Annotated in this window: 17 protein-coding genes; 11 read left to right on the forward strand and 6 right to left on the reverse strand. The window is 47.7% G+C overall.

Going from position 1 to position 16626, the window contains the following annotated elements:
- The first annotated feature begins 83 nt into the window (after window positions 1–83).
- Genes K3G25_RS12195 through K3G25_RS12225 form a run of 7 tightly spaced genes read left to right on the forward strand, consistent with a single transcriptional unit; the run spans window position 84 to window position 6335 of the window.
- On the forward strand, window positions 84–1073 hold the full coding sequence (locus K3G25_RS12195; RefSeq protein ID WP_029972843.1) for a LacI family DNA-binding transcriptional regulator: 990 nt from the start codon (window positions 84–86) through the stop codon (window positions 1071–1073).
- Complete coding sequence (gene rbsK, locus K3G25_RS12200; RefSeq protein ID WP_022553886.1) at window positions 1066–1947, forward strand: ribokinase; 882 nt, start codon at window positions 1066–1068, stop codon at window positions 1945–1947. The genes K3G25_RS12195 and rbsK overlap by 8 nt, the downstream gene beginning before the upstream one ends.
- A complete protein-coding gene (gene rbsD / locus K3G25_RS12205) occupies window positions 1944–2339 on the forward strand; it encodes a D-ribose pyranase (RefSeq protein ID WP_007407521.1) in 396 nt (131 codons plus the stop codon). Before rbsK ends, rbsD begins: the two co-directional genes overlap by 4 nt.
- Before the next feature lie 16 nt (window positions 2340–2355).
- Complete coding sequence (locus tag K3G25_RS12210; protein ID WP_021494849.1) at window positions 2356–3849, forward strand: sugar ABC transporter ATP-binding protein; 1494 nt, start codon at window positions 2356–2358, stop codon at window positions 3847–3849.
- Window positions 3839–4810, forward strand: a complete 972-nt coding sequence (rbsC, locus tag K3G25_RS12215; RefSeq protein ID WP_029972844.1) for a ribose ABC transporter permease RbsC — start codon at window positions 3839–3841, stop codon at window positions 4808–4810. The genes K3G25_RS12210 and rbsC overlap by 11 nt, the downstream gene beginning before the upstream one ends.
- A gap of 13 nt (window positions 4811–4823) precedes the next feature.
- A complete protein-coding gene (rbsB, locus tag K3G25_RS12220) occupies window positions 4824–5741 on the forward strand; it encodes a ribose ABC transporter substrate-binding protein RbsB (RefSeq protein ID WP_029972845.1) in 918 nt (305 codons plus the stop codon).
- A 60-nt stretch (window positions 5742–5801) separates the two neighbouring features.
- Entirely contained in the window at window positions 5802–6335 is a 534-nt protein-coding gene (locus tag K3G25_RS12225) for an SH3 domain-containing protein (protein ID WP_072177022.1), read from the forward strand.
- 124 nt (window positions 6336–6459) lie between these two features.
- On the opposite strand, the gene K3G25_RS12230 is transcribed toward K3G25_RS12225, so the two are convergent.
- The 3 genes from K3G25_RS12230 to alsS form a co-directional block, all read right to left on the reverse strand.
- Window positions 6460–6984 (reverse strand): NAD(P)H-dependent oxidoreductase, encoded by a 525-nt coding sequence (locus tag K3G25_RS12230; protein ID WP_007407526.1) that lies wholly within the window; start codon window positions 6982–6984, stop codon window positions 6460–6462.
- A gap of 101 nt (window positions 6985–7085) precedes the next feature.
- Window positions 7086–7853 carry an acetolactate decarboxylase gene (gene budA, locus K3G25_RS12235; protein ID WP_003151318.1) on the reverse strand — a complete coding sequence of 256 codons (768 nt, stop codon included), beginning with the start codon at window positions 7851–7853 and terminating at the stop codon, window positions 7086–7088.
- A 60-nt stretch (window positions 7854–7913) separates the two neighbouring features.
- Window positions 7914–9626, reverse strand: coding sequence for an acetolactate synthase AlsS (alsS, locus tag K3G25_RS12240; RefSeq protein ID WP_032860108.1), 1713 nt, complete (start codon window positions 9624–9626; stop codon window positions 7914–7916).
- Window positions 9627–9782: 156 nt separating this feature from the next.
- Between alsS and alsR the strand changes: the two genes are divergently transcribed.
- Both alsR and K3G25_RS12250 read left to right on the forward strand, forming a co-directional pair.
- A complete protein-coding gene (gene alsR / locus K3G25_RS12245) occupies window positions 9783–10691 on the forward strand; it encodes an acetoin biosynthesis transcriptional regulator AlsR (RefSeq protein WP_021494844.1) in 909 nt (302 codons plus the stop codon).
- 195 nt (window positions 10692–10886) lie between these two features.
- Window positions 10887–12218: an arsenic transporter gene (locus tag K3G25_RS12250; protein ID WP_021494843.1), complete on the forward strand. Its 1332-nt coding sequence runs from the start codon at window positions 10887–10889 to the stop codon at window positions 12216–12218.
- Window positions 12219–12265: 47 nt separating this feature from the next.
- On the opposite strand, the gene K3G25_RS12255 is transcribed toward K3G25_RS12250, so the two are convergent.
- The 3 genes from K3G25_RS12255 to K3G25_RS12265 all read right to left on the reverse strand — a co-directional run bounded on the left by K3G25_RS12255 (window position 12266) and on the right by K3G25_RS12265 (window position 15092).
- Complete coding sequence (locus K3G25_RS12255; protein WP_007407530.1) at window positions 12266–12940, reverse strand: hypothetical protein; 675 nt, start codon at window positions 12938–12940, stop codon at window positions 12266–12268.
- A gap of 41 nt (window positions 12941–12981) precedes the next feature.
- A complete protein-coding gene (locus K3G25_RS12260) occupies window positions 12982–13875 on the reverse strand; it encodes a hypothetical protein (protein ID WP_014419049.1) in 894 nt (297 codons plus the stop codon).
- A 122-nt stretch (window positions 13876–13997) separates the two neighbouring features.
- Window positions 13998–15092, reverse strand: coding sequence for a CotH kinase family protein (locus K3G25_RS12265; protein ID WP_029972848.1), 1095 nt, complete (start codon window positions 15090–15092; stop codon window positions 13998–14000).
- Between the two features lie 140 nt (window positions 15093–15232).
- On the opposite strand from K3G25_RS12265, the gene cotG reads away from it, so the two are divergent.
- Together cotG and K3G25_RS12275 are read left to right on the forward strand one after the other, a co-directional pair.
- On the forward strand, window positions 15233–15799 hold the full coding sequence (cotG, locus tag K3G25_RS12270) for a CotG/ExsB N-terminal domain-containing protein (RefSeq protein ID WP_029972849.1): 567 nt from the start codon (window positions 15233–15235) through the stop codon (window positions 15797–15799).
- A gap of 156 nt (window positions 15800–15955) precedes the next feature.
- Window positions 15956–16576, forward strand: coding sequence for a flavin reductase family protein (locus tag K3G25_RS12275; RefSeq protein ID WP_029972850.1), 621 nt, complete (start codon window positions 15956–15958; stop codon window positions 16574–16576).
- The last annotated feature ends 50 nt before the right edge of the window (window positions 16577–16626 follow it).

The raw sequence follows: 16626 nt of genomic DNA on the forward strand, positions 1-16626 counted from the left end.
GGTCTCTTTTTTTGTTGCCAACCGAAATTATTCGTGTTACTCTTTTTATGTAAACGGTTACATAAATGAAGGAGGAGTGTTTGTTGGCAACGATTAAAGATGTCGCAGGCGCTGCCGGCGTCTCTGTTGCCACGGTTTCGCGTGTCCTCAATGACAACGGCTACGTGCATGAAGATACACGAACGAAGGTCATGCTTGCCATGGAGAAGCTGAATTATTATCCGAATGAAGTTGCCCGCTCTCTTTATAAAAGAGAATCCAGACTTGTCGGGCTTTTGCTTCCGGATATTACGAATCCCTTTTTCCCTCAGCTTGCCCGCGGGGCTGAAGACGAGTTGCAGCGGGAAGGATACCGGCTGATCATCGGCAACAGCGATGAAGAATTGGAAAAAGAACTCGACTACCTGCAAACATTTAAACAAAATCAAGTTGCCGGTATTTTGGCGGCCACCCATTACCCCGATCTTCCCGAATACAGCGGCAGCCTTTACCCGGTCGTATTTCTGGACCGGACAAAAGAAGGCGCCCCATCCGTATTCAGTGACGGACGGGCAGGCGGAAAACGGGCGGCTGAGGAAATGCTTCGCGGCAAAAGCACAAGCATCACGCTTGTCAAAGGCCCAGCCCACCTTCCGACCGCTCAGGAACGTTTTAACGGCGCACTTGATGTGCTGCAAAAAGCGGGCGCGCAGTTCAATGTCATCTCCGCCGCTTCATTTTCCATCAAGGATGCCGCCATTTTAGCAGAAGAATTGTTTGCAGCATACCCTGAAACCGACGGAGTCATTGCCAGCAACGACATTGCGGCGGCTGCCGTCCTCCATGAGGCGCTGCGGCTCGGCAAAAAAGTTCCGGAGGAGATTCAGATCATCGGATACGACGATATTCCGCAGAGCAGGCTTTTGTTTCCGCCTCTTTCAACCATCCGCCAGCCTGCATATGAGATGGGAAAAAAAGCGGCAAACCTGCTGCTGCAATTGATAAAGAAAGAGCCGCCGAAAGAGACGGCCATTCAACTGCCCGTGACTTACATAAGAAGACAAACGACGAGAAAGGATGATCACCATGAGTGAAATTTGTGTTATCGGAAGCTGTTCTATGGACCTGGTCGTCACATCCGATCGGCGTCCGAAAGCCGGAGAAACCGTACTGGGCACAGACTTTCAAACCGTGCCCGGAGGAAAAGGCGCAAATCAGGCCGTAGCCGCTTCCCGCCTGGGCGCAAACGTATATATGGTAGGAAAAGCAGGCAATGACGGCTACGGAAAAGCGATTATTGAAAACCTGAAGGCAAACGGTGTCAATACGGACTATATGGAAACGGTTACACATAAAAAAAGCGGAACGGCTCATATTGTGCTCGCAGAAGGAGACAACAGCATCGTCGTCGTAAAAGGCGCAAACGATGACATCTCCCCCGATTATGCCAAAAGTGCGCTGGCAAAACTTCCCGGCATTGATATCGTGCTGATCCAGCAGGAGATTCCTGAAGAAACCGTTGAAGAAGTGTGCAGCTACTGCCGCGCGCAGCAAATTCCGGTTATCCTGAATCCCGCGCCGGCCCGGCCGCTGAAACAATCGACGATTGAGGATGCCGCATATCTTACGCCGAACGAACATGAAGCATCCATTTTATTTCCTGACCGGACGAAAGAAGAAGCGCTCGCCGGCTATCCCGGCAAATTGTTCATTACCGAAGGAAAACAAGGCGTGCGCTACTCAGACGGCACCAAGGAACGGCTTGTTCCCGCCTTCCCTGCAGAAGCGGTCGACACGACGGGAGCCGGCGATACCTTTAATGCGGCACTTGCCGTCGCACTTGCGGAAGGACGGGACATCGAGCAAGCGCTCCTGTTTGCCAACCGCGCCGCCTCCCTGTCCGTGCAGCACTTCGGCGCCCAAGGCGGGATGCCGGCCAGAAAAGAAGTTGAGGAGCTGCTGTCATGAAAAAACACGGAATGTTAAACAGCCACATTGCCAAAGTATTAGCCGATCTCGGGCATACAGACCTCATCGCGATCGCCGATGCAGGTCTCCCCGTCCCTGACGGCGTCCCTAAAATTGATTTGTCCTTAACGGCGGGCGTTCCCGCCTTTCGGGACGTGACCAGCCTGGTAGCCGGGGAGATGGCAGTCGAAAAGGTGATAGCCGCTTCCGAGATCAAAGACGCAAATCCTGAGAATGCAAGTTTCATAGAAAGCCATTTCTCAGCGCAGACGATCGAGTACATGTCCCACGAGGAATTCAAACGGCTCACACAGAAAGCAAAAGCCGTCATCCGAACGGGTGAAATGACACCATACGCCAACTGCATCCTGCAGGCGGGTGTGATTTTCTAGAAAGAAGGGATCCAGCATGCACATCGGCATGACAGACATTCATAAAGCATTCGGCAAAAACCAAGTGCTCTCCGGCGTCTCATTTGAGCTTCTGCCGGGAGAAATCCACGCTTTAATGGGAGAAAACGGAGCGGGAAAATCGACGTTAATGAATCTGCTCACCGGGCTCCACCGGCTCGACAAGGGAAACATTACGATAAACGGAACAAATATGAGCTTCTCCAATCCAAAGGAAGCCGAAAAGCACGGAATCGCCTTTATCCATCAGGAACTGAATATATGGCCGGACATGACGGTGCTTGAAAACCTTTTTATCGGCAAAGAGCTGACGACGGCGTTCGGCGTTTTAGAAACAAAGAAAATGAAAGCGCTAGCAAAATCACAGCTTGAAAAACTGGGAGTCTCTCTTCCTCTTGACCGGGAAGCCGGACAATGTTCCGTCGGACAGCAGCAGATGATTGAGATTGCCAAAGCGCTGATGACAAACGCCGAAGTCATTATTATGGACGAACCGACCGCGGCGCTGACCGAACGGGAAATCAGCAAACTGTTTGACGTGATGACGGCGTTAAAGCGGGACGGCGTATCCATCGTCTATATTTCGCACCGAATGGAAGAGATATTTTCGATTTGCGACCGGATCACCATTATGCGGGACGGCCTCACTGTGGATACGGCGCATATTAAAGATACTAATTTTGATGAAGTGGTCAAACAAATGGTCGGGCGGGAGCTGACCGATCGGTATCCGACTCGCACGCCGTCACTCGGCGATAAGGTGCTCGAAGTGAAAAACGCCTCAAAAAAAGGAAGCTTTTCACAGATCAGTTTCCATGTGAGCGCCGGAGAAATCCTCGGCGTTTCCGGCTTAATGGGTGCCGGACGGACAGAAATCATGAGGGCGCTGTTCGGAATTGACCGGCTCGATTCCGGAGAGATCTGGATTTCCGGCCGAAAAACCGGCATTCGGGGTCCGTACGATGCCATTCGCAAGGGACTCGGCCTGATTACGGAGAACCGCAAAGATGAAGGGCTGCTGCTGGATACGTCCATTCGTGAAAATATTTCATTGCCGAACCTGACCAGCTTCTCTCCGAAAGGCATCATTGACCGAAAACGCGAGGCGGAGTTCGTTGAGCTGCTCATCAAGCGTCTGACCATTAAGACCGCATCTCCGGAAACCGCCGCCCGGCATTTATCAGGAGGAAATCAGCAAAAAGTCGTCATCGCCAAATGGATCGGAATCGGCCCGAAAGTTCTCATCCTTGATGAACCGACAAGAGGCGTCGACGTAGGCGCGAAAAGGGAAATCTATTCATTAATGAATGAACTGACCGATCGCGGAGTCGCCATCATCATGGTGTCTTCCGAGCTGCCGGAAATTCTCGGCATGAGTGACAGAATCATCGTCGTCCACGAAGGGCGCATCAGCGGAGAAATCAATGCGGCCGGCGCAACACAAGAACGCATCATGACACTTGCCACGGGAGGGCAGCAGAATGAAAACTGAACCAATGACATCAACTGAACAAAAGCGATTTTCCATTCATACCTTCACGCAAAAACTCGGTCCGTTTCTCGGCTTACTGATTCTTGTGCTGATCGTTTCCGTTTTAAACCCGAGTTTTCTTGAACCCCTCAATATTCTCAACCTTCTTCGGCAGGTTGCGATTAACGCTCTGATTGCATTCGGAATGACGTTTGTCATTTTAACGGGAGGCATTGATCTCTCTGTCGGAGCCATCCTCGCCTTATCGAGCGCATTGGTCGCAGGTATGATGGTCTCAGGCATCGATCCGATCTTAGCCGTCATCATCGGCTGCGTGATCGGCGCCGTACTCGGCATGATAAACGGATTTTTAATCACAAAAGGAAAAATGGCGCCGTTCATCGCCACTTTGGCGACAATGACCGTCTTTCGCGGACTGACCCTCGTCTATACGGACGGAAATCCGATTACGGGGCTCGGTTCAAATTACGCATTTCAATTATTCGGGCGCGGTTATTTTCTCGGCATTCCCGTACCTGCCATTACGATGCTGATTGCATTTGCGGCCCTGTGGGTTCTTCTGCACAAAACACCGTTCGGCCGCCGGACATACGCCATCGGCGGCAATGAGAAAGCGGCGCTGATATCGGGAATCAAAGTGCCCCGTATCAAGATCATGATCTATTCTCTGACAGGTTTATTATCGGCGCTGGCAGGAGCGATTCTGACATCACGCTTAAATTCCGCACAGCCGACGGCCGGGGAATCATACGAGCTGGACGCCATCGCAGCGGTCGTTCTCGGCGGAACGAGCCTGTCCGGCGGCCGAGGGCGCATCATCGGTACGCTGATCGGGGTTTTGATTATCGGAACGCTGAACAACGGCTTGAACCTTCTCGGCGTATCATCTTTTTATCAGCTCGTCGTCAAAGGAATCGTCATTTTAATCGCGGTGCTGCTGGACCGCAAAAAATCGGCATAGTAGGAGGACCATTATGAAGAAAGCCATCATCACGATCGCGGCATTATCACTGTTTTTGCTGTCCGCCTGTTCACTTGAACCGCCTCAATGGGCAAAACCGTCAAACACAAAACATAAAAAAGAATTCACTATCGGGCTCTCCGTCTCTACATTGAACAATCCGTTCTTCGTTTCATTAAAAGAAGGCGTTGTAAAGGAAGCCAAAAAACGGGGGATGAAGGTCATTATTGTCGATGCCCAAAATGATTCATCTAAACAGTCAAATGACGTAGAAGATTTGATCCAGCAGGGAGTCGATGCGCTGCTGGTCAATCCGACCGATTCATCAGCGATTTCAACAGCCGTCGAATCGGCAAATTCCCTCGGCATTCCCGTCATTGCGCTTGATCGTTCAGCCGAACACGGCAAAGTCGAAACGCTTGTCGCCTCTGACAATGTCAAAGGAGGAGAAATGGCGGCTGACTACCTCGCCGATCAGCTCGGAAAAGGCGCCAAAGTGGCTGAACTGCAAGGGGTGCCGGGCGCATCCGCGACACGGGAACGCGGAACGGGCTTTCATCATATTGCCGACAAAAAGCTGGATGTCGCAACAAAGCAAGCGGCGGATTTTGACCGTACAAAAGGATTGACCGTTATGGAAAACCTTCTGCAGGGACATCCGGATATCAAAGCCGTGTTCGCCCATAATGATGAAATGGCACTCGGCGCGCTCGAAGCGATTAACAGCTCGGGCAAACACATTTTGGTCGTCGGTTTCGACGGAAATAAAGATGCGATTTCTTCCATTAAAAACGGGAAGCTGACAGCCACGGTCGCCCAGCAGCCGGAGCTGATCGGAAAACTGGCGGCCGAAGCGGCGGAGCAGGTGCTCAAAGGAGAAAAAGTCAAAAAAACCATTTCCGCTCCATTGAAACTTCAAACACAAAAATAACCGGCCGATGTTTAGACTTCCGGTAAAACGTGAAAGGATGAAGTAAAAGGAGAGATACAGATGAAGAAAACAGCCAAAGCGGCATCCATTCTGACCCTTGCAGCGGGAATAACAGCGGCTTCAGCTGCCGGAATAACGCCTCTTCCGGAGACACACGCGCAAGAAGCGGTCAAAATTGACGATCTGTACAGCTACCCGCTTGACTCTTATCTCGTTTCCGCGGAAGCATTGAACGTCAGAACAAAAGCATCAGCAGCCAGTCCGAGAGCTGATACCCTTCATTTAGGCGACAGCTTAAAGATCGTTTCATTCCAGAACGCTGACTGGGCAAAAGTACATTATAAAAACGGAAAAACAGGATTTGTATCTACTCATTATATTGTTAAAGAAGCAACAACCGTAAAAACGACGACAAAAACAAAAGTATATACAGACAAACAAGCGGTCAAAGCTTCCCTTGCTAAAAACACGAGCGTTTCTTTCCTCGGATGGAAAAAGACAGCCGGCGGCGGCATTGACTTCGGCTGGGCGCTTGTCGATTACGGGGGCGCAACGGGATATATCAGCACAAAAGATCTGCAAAAACTGACATAATATCAAAACGGATTTCGCAAATTCAGCGCGAAATCCGTTTTTTCTTTCTTGAGCAGTCAGAAACGTCTAAGGTTCGAAATATTTCTCAGGAAATATTGTCGGATGAAGATGAATGCATACGACTCTAAAATGGCTTCTTTATGTAATCCGCCAGGCGTTTGGCATTGTCACGGATAGCCGCAGCATCGGCGCTGCTTACCCCGTACATCGCAAAAGCCGGCAAATAGGTCATACCCGTAAAATTAGCCATTGCCTGAAACGGCCTTAAGAGCTCGCTCAGTGAAAAATGGTTAGACCCGCCTGCCTGATATGCATCCTCTCCGGCACCTACGGAAACAGCCAGCAGCAATTCTTTGCCGTGCAGCGCCTTTCCTTTGGAGCCGTAAGCCCATCCATACGCCAGCACATGATCCATCCATGTTTTTAAAAGCGGAGGCGCACTGTACCAGTACAGCGGGAATTGAAATACGATCCGGTCATACTGTTCACACAGCTGCCGTTCCTTTTCCGCATCTATTTTCCCGTCCGGATATTCTTTATAAAGCTCACGGACCGTGATTTCATCATGATTTTTTAATTCTTCTGTCCACGCCTTATTGACCGCTGAGTTGTCCATGTCAGGATGAACCGCTAATACCAATACTTTCACAGCTACCACACCTTTCCCTTTTGACTGTATTTTACCTAATCTTTGCCGGTTCAGCCAAATAAAAAGAAAGCCCCCGAGAAAAATGGGGCTTTCTTTTTATTTTATTCCGGGCTTCCTTCGGTTGTTTCGATATCCTTCGCAAAATTCGGATTATCTAAATTTGCGTTGAAAAAGTCCGCCGTATTCGGAAGCTTGAGGTTCATATTCATTTTTTGAGAAATGGTCACTTTACAATCTTTAATGACATAGTCAAACACGTGTCCGCCGGAATTGCGTCCTTCATCAATGAAGTGCAGGTGATATCCGGAAACAGCAATGCCGTTTGCGTAACCCGGCGTCCAGAAGCCGGCGATTGTACCTTGAATGTCGTCAAAGTTGAACACAGGCTGTGTTTTTACCGCTTCGATCATCGGAACGTACGGTTTCTCCTGGCGTTCTACCGTTCTTGTCTGCACCTTTTTAAATACGCCGTCTAAACGGATCGCATAAAATAAGTTTTTACTAGGCAGAAGGCTGGCGATTTCCTGCTCGAATTCTTCACGGGTCATTTCGCCGTCGATCGTATGCGTCATATCCGGCGTGAAAAATGTGAATGAGCAGAATGGTGACAGGTCTCCGCCTTTAACAGGCGTAGCCGTTCCGTCGCCACGCAGACGGTAAAATTCTCCGTCAAATCCGATTAATTCGCCGTCCAATTTGTTGAACGTCCCGATTCCGAAATCACCGAACTTCGGAATGTCAGCCATATCAAAATCTCCGTCATATACTCCGTCCAGCAGAGATGTCATTGTGGATACTTGATAGATCTGATCCTCAGGTGAGCCTTTTTCTCCGCGGCTCATCATATGGATGTCGCTTGCGTTTTTCATATTCCCTTCACTCCTTTTAAATTGGGCTGTTTTAGAAAACAGGTCATGGTGCGCAGAGTGCTAGAGAGCTTTTGCTTTCATTTTTTCTTTGAATTGCTTCGGAAGCATGTCGCTTGATAAATGAACATTGTCACTGTAATCGACAGGAATGTCAATGATGACAGGGCCTTCTGTGTTCAAGCCTTTTTGCAGCACGTCTGCCAGCTGTTCCGGTGACTCAACGCGCAAGCCGGTGGCGCCGAAGCTTTCTGCATATTTTACGATGTCAATGTTTCCGAAATCTACGCATGATGTACGGTTATATTTTTTCATTTGCTGGAATGCGACCATATCATATGTGCTGTCATTCCATACAAGGTGAACGATCGGCGCTTTTAAGCGGACTGCCGTTTCCAATTCCATTGCAGAGAACAGGAATCCTCCGTCTCCTGAAACGGATACGACTTTTTCACCCGGATTCACCAATGTGGCGGCAATCGCCCAAGGAAGCGCTACGCCCAATGTCTGCATGCCGTTGCTGATCAACAGTTTCAGCGGCTCATAAGCGCGGAAGTAGCGGGACATCCAGATCGCGTGAGAACCGATATCGCAAGTGACGGTTACGTCGTCATCAATTGCATTGCGCAGTTCTTGGACGATTTGCAGAGGGTGCACTCTGTCGGATTTATGGTCGCTTGGCGCCTTCTCGCTGTCTGTGAGCATCTGTTTTAATTCGCTCAGCACTTCTTGTTCACGGCTGCCCATATCAAATGTCACAGCGTCGTGTTCAATTTGTTTAACCGTAGCGGCGATATCGCCTAATAATTCTAATTCCGGCTGATAGGCATGATCGATATCGGCCTGGATTTCGTCAAGATGGATAATAGCACGGTCGCCGTTTACGTTCCAGAACTTCGGATCGTATTCAATCGGATCATAACCGATCGTTAATACGACATCCGCCTGTTCAAGCAGAAGATCGCCCGGCTGGTTGCGGAACAGTCCGATCCGGCCGAAATATTGGTCTTCCAGCTCTCTGGACAATGTGCCGGCCCCTTGGTACGTTTCTACGAAAGGCAGTTTTGTTTTGGCAAGCAGTTTGCGGATTTGTTTTACCGCTTCCGGTCTTCCGCCTTTCATGCCGACTAACAGAACGGGAAGTTTCGCCGTCTGGATTTTCGCGATAGCCGCGCTGACCGCTTCTTCCGGTGCAGGGCCTTGTTTCGGCGCCGGCACGCTGCGTACGTTTTTCACGTTTGTGATTTCATTCACAACATCCTGCGGAAAGCTCACAAAAGCCGCGCCTGCCTGACCTGCTGACGCTGCCCTGAAGGCGTTTGTTACCGCTTCTGGTATATTCCCTGTTTCCTGTACTTCTACACTGTATTTTGTAATCGGCTGAAATAGCGCCGCATTGTCCAATGATTGGTGTGTCCGTTTTAACCGGTCTGCGCGAATTACGTTACCCGCCAGCGCCACTACCGGATCACCTTCTGTATTAGCCGTTAACAAGCCGGTCGCCAAGTTGGATGCCCCCGGGCCTGAAGTAACGAGACAAACGCCTGGTTTTCCAGTCAGTCTTCCGACAGCCGCAGCCATAAATGCAGCGTTCTGTTCGTGACGGCATAAAACCAGTTCAGGTCCTTTATCTTTTAACGCATCAAATACTGCATCAATTTTTGCACCCGGAATGCCAAAAACATGTGTGACACCTTGCTCCACTAAGCAATCAACAACAAGCTCCGCCCCCCGATTTTTTTCAGAGGTTTTTAGTTCATTTGTTGCTTTTGCCAACACCCTCACTCCTTATTATGCATATTAAATATAAAATTTTAAGTAATTTGTGATATTATTCACTATACACTCTTTGGAAATTGACCTCCAATATCAATTCGCCGTATGATTAATATGTTTCACGAATAATTAACAAAGAGAAAGGAATGGATAAGGATGGAGCTTCGCCATCTTCAATACTTTATTGCCGTTGCCGAAGAACTTCATTTCGGCAAAGCTGCGCTTCGGTTAAATATGACACAGCCGCCTCTCAGCCAGCAGATCAAACAGCTTGAGAAGGAAGTCGGCGTGACCTTATTAAAGCGCACGAAACGGGTTGTAGAGCTTTCAGCTGCCGGAGAAAGTTTTTTAAAACACAGCAGAAACGCGATCGAAGAAATAGACAAAGCGATTGAAATGGCGCAGAGAACGGCGCGGGGAGAGCTCGGCCGCCTTGTCGTCGGTTTTGTCGGCTCGGCCACATATGAATTTCTGCCGCCGATCATTCGGGAATTCCGCGAAAAATACCCCTCCGTCAAGCTTGATCTGCGTGAAATTTCTTCTTTCAGACAGCAGGAAGAACTTCTGAAGGGGAACATTGATATCGGCATCCTTCATCCGCCTTTACAGCATTCCGCGTTACATATGGAAAAGGTGCAGAGCAGTCCGTGCATTCTGGCTTTGCCGAAGCAGCACCCGCTTACCGCTAAACAGACAATCGACATTCAGGATTTAAAAAATGAACCGATTATCACACTGTCGAAAGAAACATGGCCGACTTTATACCTGGAGTTTGTGAACTACTGCGAGCAGGCGGGCTTCAAACCGAAAATCGTTCAGGAAGCGACGGAGTATCAAATGGTGATCGGATTGGTTAGTGCCGGTATCGGCGTAACCTTCGTGCCTTCTTCTGCTAAAAAGCTGTTTAATCTCGAAGTCGCCTACCGCGGCATTAATCAGGTGCAGCTCACGGCCGAATGGGTCATTGCCTACCGCAAGGATAATCAAAACCCGATTCTGAAACATTTTCTGGATATTATGAATAAGCGCCAGGCTTTATTGCAGGCGGATAAGGAAAATGCATAAAAAAGAGGGCCGCCGAAAGCAGCCTCTTTTTTTTGTGCTTTTATGGAATTTTACTAAATTGGTAGAAACGCTCAGTACACCTTACGACCTGTACCCGTATACATACAGTACAACTGATCAGGAGGGATAAAAATAACGGGGCGGCAATGACCCATCTAAAAGGAGGCAGAACACATTACACATATTACCGTCATTTTGACCCTGATTTCTTTCTTTGTGACCATTATTTTTATATTTTGGAGACCCGGGGGATTAAATGAAGCCGTTCCGGCGTCGCTGGGCGCCATTCTCGTTTTGTTATGCGGAACCGTTTCCTTTCATGATTTGGGGGATATAGGGTCAAAAGTCACCGGAGCATCAATCACCATTATCTCCACAATGATTATGGCAATCGCGCTGGAAAGCTTCGGTTTTTTTAACTGGGCGGCGGCCAAACTGCTTCACCGCGCCAAGGGATCGGGCATCCGGCTTTTTTGGCTGACCAACCTGCTCTGTTTTTCAATGACGCTCTTTCTGAATAATGACGGCAGCGTCTTAATCACCACTCCTATTTTACTATTGGTCTTACAATATCTCGGACTTAAAAGACATCAGAAAACACCGTATTTAATAAGCGGCGTATTAATTGCGACGGCGGCAAGCACCCCGATCGGCGTCAGTAATATCGTCAATTTAATTTCTCTCAAAATGATAGGCATGGACCTTTATTTGTACACCAATATGATGTTTATCCCCGGCACGCTGGGACTGGTGTTTATGGCATTGCTGCTGTTTGCCGTTTTTTACCGCCGTTTGCCGAAACAGCTCCCCGATATTCCGGTTCATTTTGATTCGCTGGAACACAAACGATATCACCCGCTTCAGCCTCCGCCAGACCCGACCCAAAACAGCCGTACGAACATCATGTTTTGTGTTTTGGCATTTGTATTGTTCGTCCGGATCAGTCTGTTTGCAGCTTCTTACAACGGCATATCCGTTTCGCTCGTGGCTGTCATCAGTTCAGTCATCCTGCTTGGCTGGAGATGGTTTTATTTAAAAATCGGACCGGCAGACTTATTAAGGAAAGCGCCTTGGCATATCTTTATTTTTGCCTTCACGATGTACATTATCATCTACGGACTGCATAATATCGGACTGACGGCGCTGCTTGTTCAGTCTATTGAACCTTATGTCTCACAAAGCATTGCCCACGCTGCATCTATTATGGGCATTGCTACATCCGTCCTCTCTAATTTGTTCAATAACCATCCCGCCTTAATGATCAGCACTTTGACATTAACTGAAATGTCCATCGACCCATTAACCGTAAAAATCATTTATCTGGCTAATATTATCGGCAGTGATATCGGATCATTGCTTCTGCCGATCGGGACATTAGCCACGCTGATCTGGATGCATATCATCAGACAGCACGGCGAAAAAGTTTCTTGGTCAGAATATATCAAAACGACCATTATCGTTGTCCCTCTCACCGTCGTGTTTACCATTACCGTTTTATATGTTTGGATCAGTTGGATTTACCTTTAGCTCCCATAAAAAAACTGCCTGCTGTATAAGAGAGGCAGTTTTATCATTTATGGCAGATGCATGGTCTTTAAATGATTCAATTTCCAAAAAACAGTATCGCCGTCTGCATTGGTCAATTCAAGAATATTATCTGAGACATCCTGCAACAGCCCCACTTTATTCGGTATATCTCCTAAATCCAGAATAATCAGCTTCCCGATATATCTTTTTAATTGCTCCTCAAAATTCCGGACCAGGGGCACATTAGCGGGAACAACCGGCAGCTCTGAACTGTTTAATGTATACGGCGTCTGCTCATCGGAATAGGGTGTCAGCCATTTCAAATGATGCATCGAGATGAAAAGAGTCTTATAAACCGGAGAGAAGAAAACAAAATAATCATTTAAAACACTTGTCACATACCCATGAATAGAACGGTCTCCCGTAACAAATATTTCTGTGAATCTGCCTTTTATATGCTGGAGGGTATTCCGGTAAGAAAATGAATGTTCCTGTTTTTCGGGATGCGGACTTTTTTTTCTTGCGTACGGTTCTTTATTCTCTTCGTCCGGGAGCGTCAATGTCATCCGCTGAAGATGCAGCAGCGGAATATAAAGAAACGTCCGGCCGTCATGAATCACAATGATATCCTGACCGATATCCAAAAGAGTTCCTGAAAATGTCGTATTCCCCGATATCTCAATATCGACTTGTTTATCCAGAAATCTGCTTAATCCAGCCATTTCATTCCCCCCTCTCCCGCGTTTACGGACAATCTTTCCAATCATTTACGGCCGCGTTTCCACCGATAATCTATTGTCCTTAATACAGTGGCGTAGCTATAAGAGACCTCTTTCTCCCGTTTTGAGGATCGAACGGATCTTGATGATCTTTTCGACTTTTTAGAGGAAGTACGCTTCTCTTCGCGTGATTCTTCTTCATGCGGCTTTTCTTCTTCGGCGCTCTCTTTCTCACCTTTATTCTCGTCGTCTTTATTCTCCTCTTTTTTAGCTGCGCCTTTTGCCCCTTCGCTGATGCTCTTGATATGAAAAGGATAGATCCGCAGCACTTCTTTATCTTTCACAAGAGTGTAGTGGCCGTCGGAATTATCCACAAGTATACCTTCAACGGCTTCAGGACCTCCGCGGTTGATGGATACCCATTTGTGGATCAGGCGTTTAAATATGCCGTGAAAATCATCAGCCATTTCAAATTCCGGGCGCTCCTCCTCTTGGCCGTCCTCTTCTTGTTCCGCGCTGATGCTTTTGACATGGTCGGCGTTAAAATATACAATTCCGTCATCTTCCGTTTCCAGCACGAGAAAATCATCCCCTGTTTCGTGAAGCTTTCCTCTTTTCGATTCCGGACCTCCCTGATTCAATTGCACCGTGCGATTGGTCATCCGGCTGATCAGGTCTTGAAAATCATCAGCTTTTTCACATTCTGCCGCTTCGGCCGGCGATACGGTTTCACTCGTATTTTCCGTCACACTTTTCACGTGTTTCCATTGATAATAAACGATTTTATTATCAACCTGAAGAGCGATATAATCCGATTGAATGTCTGCTAATCTCCCTGTCTTGGACTCCGGGCCTCCCCGGTAGACAGTAATCACTTTTCCTTCCATCGCATGCAAAAAGTTGTCATCAGACCGCTGCCGCTTCGTATTGCGTTTCATCTATTGTCCTCCTAGTCATTTTTCTCATAATGTAAAAAGCATAATGCATATATACGTATCACGATTATTTTCGGGAACTGATTCACCAGCCTATTTGTAAAAAATCTTTCTTCATTTCCAAATCAGATATTCCACCGCTCTAACTCACTGCTGATGAAGGCGGACCGCTCCTTAATGTACTCGCAAATCACTTCAGGCTCCCGGTCAAAGCAATCAATCTCTTCTTTCTTATATGGATCCTTCGCGACATGCGGCCTGATCTGCTCATACAGTGACATGACCTTCGGCTTCATATATTCAATGGTAAACCGGGTCTGAAGCGTCTCTTCCAAAAGCCGTTTGTACGCTTTGCGGAAATACGGTTCATCCAGAAGCCTTGCAGTCAAGGTATTAAACCCTTGTATTCTGACATAATCGGCCTCCATCCGATCACCGTGAATGTCTCTTCCCCACGTCGCATCGTAATCCCACGGAATGACTTCAAAAAGTCCCGTTTCATGATTCCGGTACAAAGCGTAATTATGAACAAATCCATCGTAGTTTGAGGTAAACACGATGCCCGCAAGCCACCGCAAATACTTATCGGCGTCCAAGTGTTTGACGATCTCCTCCTTGAACTCTGACTTCGGCACGGTATTAATTTTATAGATCATATCCTGCAAGTATAAATCGTCTTCTTTCGTTCCCGTTTTCTTTTCATAACCAAGTTCGAGCGATGTTTTCGTATCCCGCTCCAGATCACTGACGAGGGAGAAATTGGCGTCGTCATCAACCGCGTAAAAAACAGCGCCGTCCGCCAAATTCCGTTTCGCCAGAAAATATTCATCCACTGACTCCAGCTCAAGATACACCCCCTCATGTCTGCCATTGATTTGCAAGGTTACGAAATTCGCCTTTGGTGACAGCGTCCCAAGCTCCGCAAAGAAATCGAGAGACAGCTTATTCCGCATCATCGACGGATCTTTGTATTCAGCGTTTAAATGTATCTCTTTCGCCCTGCGAAATGTTTTCGGCGAATAAAAAGCGATATGATACGACTTTTTCTTGAAATCTCTTATATGCGAGCCGCGGTACGCCAGATCAATGTCAAGCCGTTTTTGATTCACTCTCAGCACCGCGGGCACCGGATCATCATCCCAAATGTCTTTTTTCAGCTCCATTAAGTCTTTCGGGTGAATAAACAGCTGGTATAGAGGCAATGTTGATTGGTCTTTCATCAGTAACCCTCCCTGTATTAATTTAGGCTGTGCTTTTTATATAAAACTCAGCGAATCACACATACACTTTTTTCATCCATGCGTACTATGTGGTAGTAAGGATCGCATCCTTAAAACATATATCATGAGGAGGTTTCAAAATGGGCCACTATTCCCATTCTGATATCGAAGAAGCAGTAAAGTCCGCAAGCACCGAGGGATTGGAAGATTATTTGTACCAAGAACCAAAAAGCAGTAAGAAGAGAAAATCTCGCAGCCATAAAAAATCTCGTTCTCACAAAAAATCTCGCAGTCATAAAAAGTCCCGTTCTCACAAAAAATCTCGCAGTCATAAAAAATCGTGCCGCTCTCACAAAAGATCTCGCAGCCATAAAAAATCCCGTTCTCACAAAAAATCTCGCAGCCATAAAAAGTCCCGTTCTCACAAAAAATCCCGCAGCCGTAAAAAATCATGCCGGTCTCACAAAAAATCTCGCAGCCATAAAAAATCCCGCTCTCACAAAAAATCCCGCAGCCGTAAAAAATCATGCCGGTCTCACAAAAAATCTCGCAGCCACAAAAAATCATGCCGCCGCAAGAAAAAACGCACGCAGAAAAAACCTTATCGTCCTCATAAAAAAGACCCTTGCAAAAAAGACGATTACTGCAGCAAAACAGAGTACTGGAAAGACGGGAACATCTGGGTTGTAAAGAAAAACTACAAGTAACACCATTCGTAAATAGGCTGCCGGCTAAACGGAAGCCTTTTTCCTCAATCAGATATATGCCACGTGATAAGATATGCAGCCGGTTTTCTTTTGTTGTGTTTCCGAATTTTCTTTCTGTATAATCAGGTCATACGATAAAGAAAGGCGGCCGAAATCATGCATATCTTACGAGCAGACGAACTGAACGCAAAAGACACTTACAAATTGCTTTCGGGCACAGTCGTTCCCCGGCCGATCGCATTTATCACTACGCGGTCATCCATCAACGGCGCCGTAAACGCGGCGCCCTTCAGTTTCTATAACGTTGTCTCCGCAGAACCGCCGCTTCTGGCCATCTCAGTCAGCCGCGCGGACGGTCGGCAGAAAGACACCGCGAGAAACGCAATCGCTCATCGGGAATTCGTGGTGCACGTCAGTGATGAGTCCATTATTGAAGACATTAACAAAACGGCGGCAAGGCTTGATCCTGATGTCAGTGAGCTTGGCATGACAGACCTTTCTGTGACAGACAGCGCTTGCATCAGCGTTCCCGGTATAAAAGAAGCAAAGGTCAGGTTTGAATGTATACTCGAACGCCATCTTCCGTTCCAAAATGACAGCGGAGAAACGACGACAGACCTCATCATCGGCAGAGTCGTTTGTTTTCATTTGAATGACCAAGTATATGACGCCGATAAAGGCTACATACGGACAGATGAGCTGAAGCCTGCGGCAAGGCTCGCGGGGAATGAATACGCCAGACTCGGGAAGACATATACGCTTGTCCGCCCGACCTGAAGCAGGAACCATTATAATAGAAGAAACTAGTCAAAAAGACCCCTTTCGAA

Origin of the sequence: Bacillus sp. FCW2 (assembly GCF_021228595.1) — a bacterium.
Lineage (GTDB): Bacteria > Bacillota > Bacilli > Bacillales > Bacillaceae > Bacillus > Bacillus velezensis.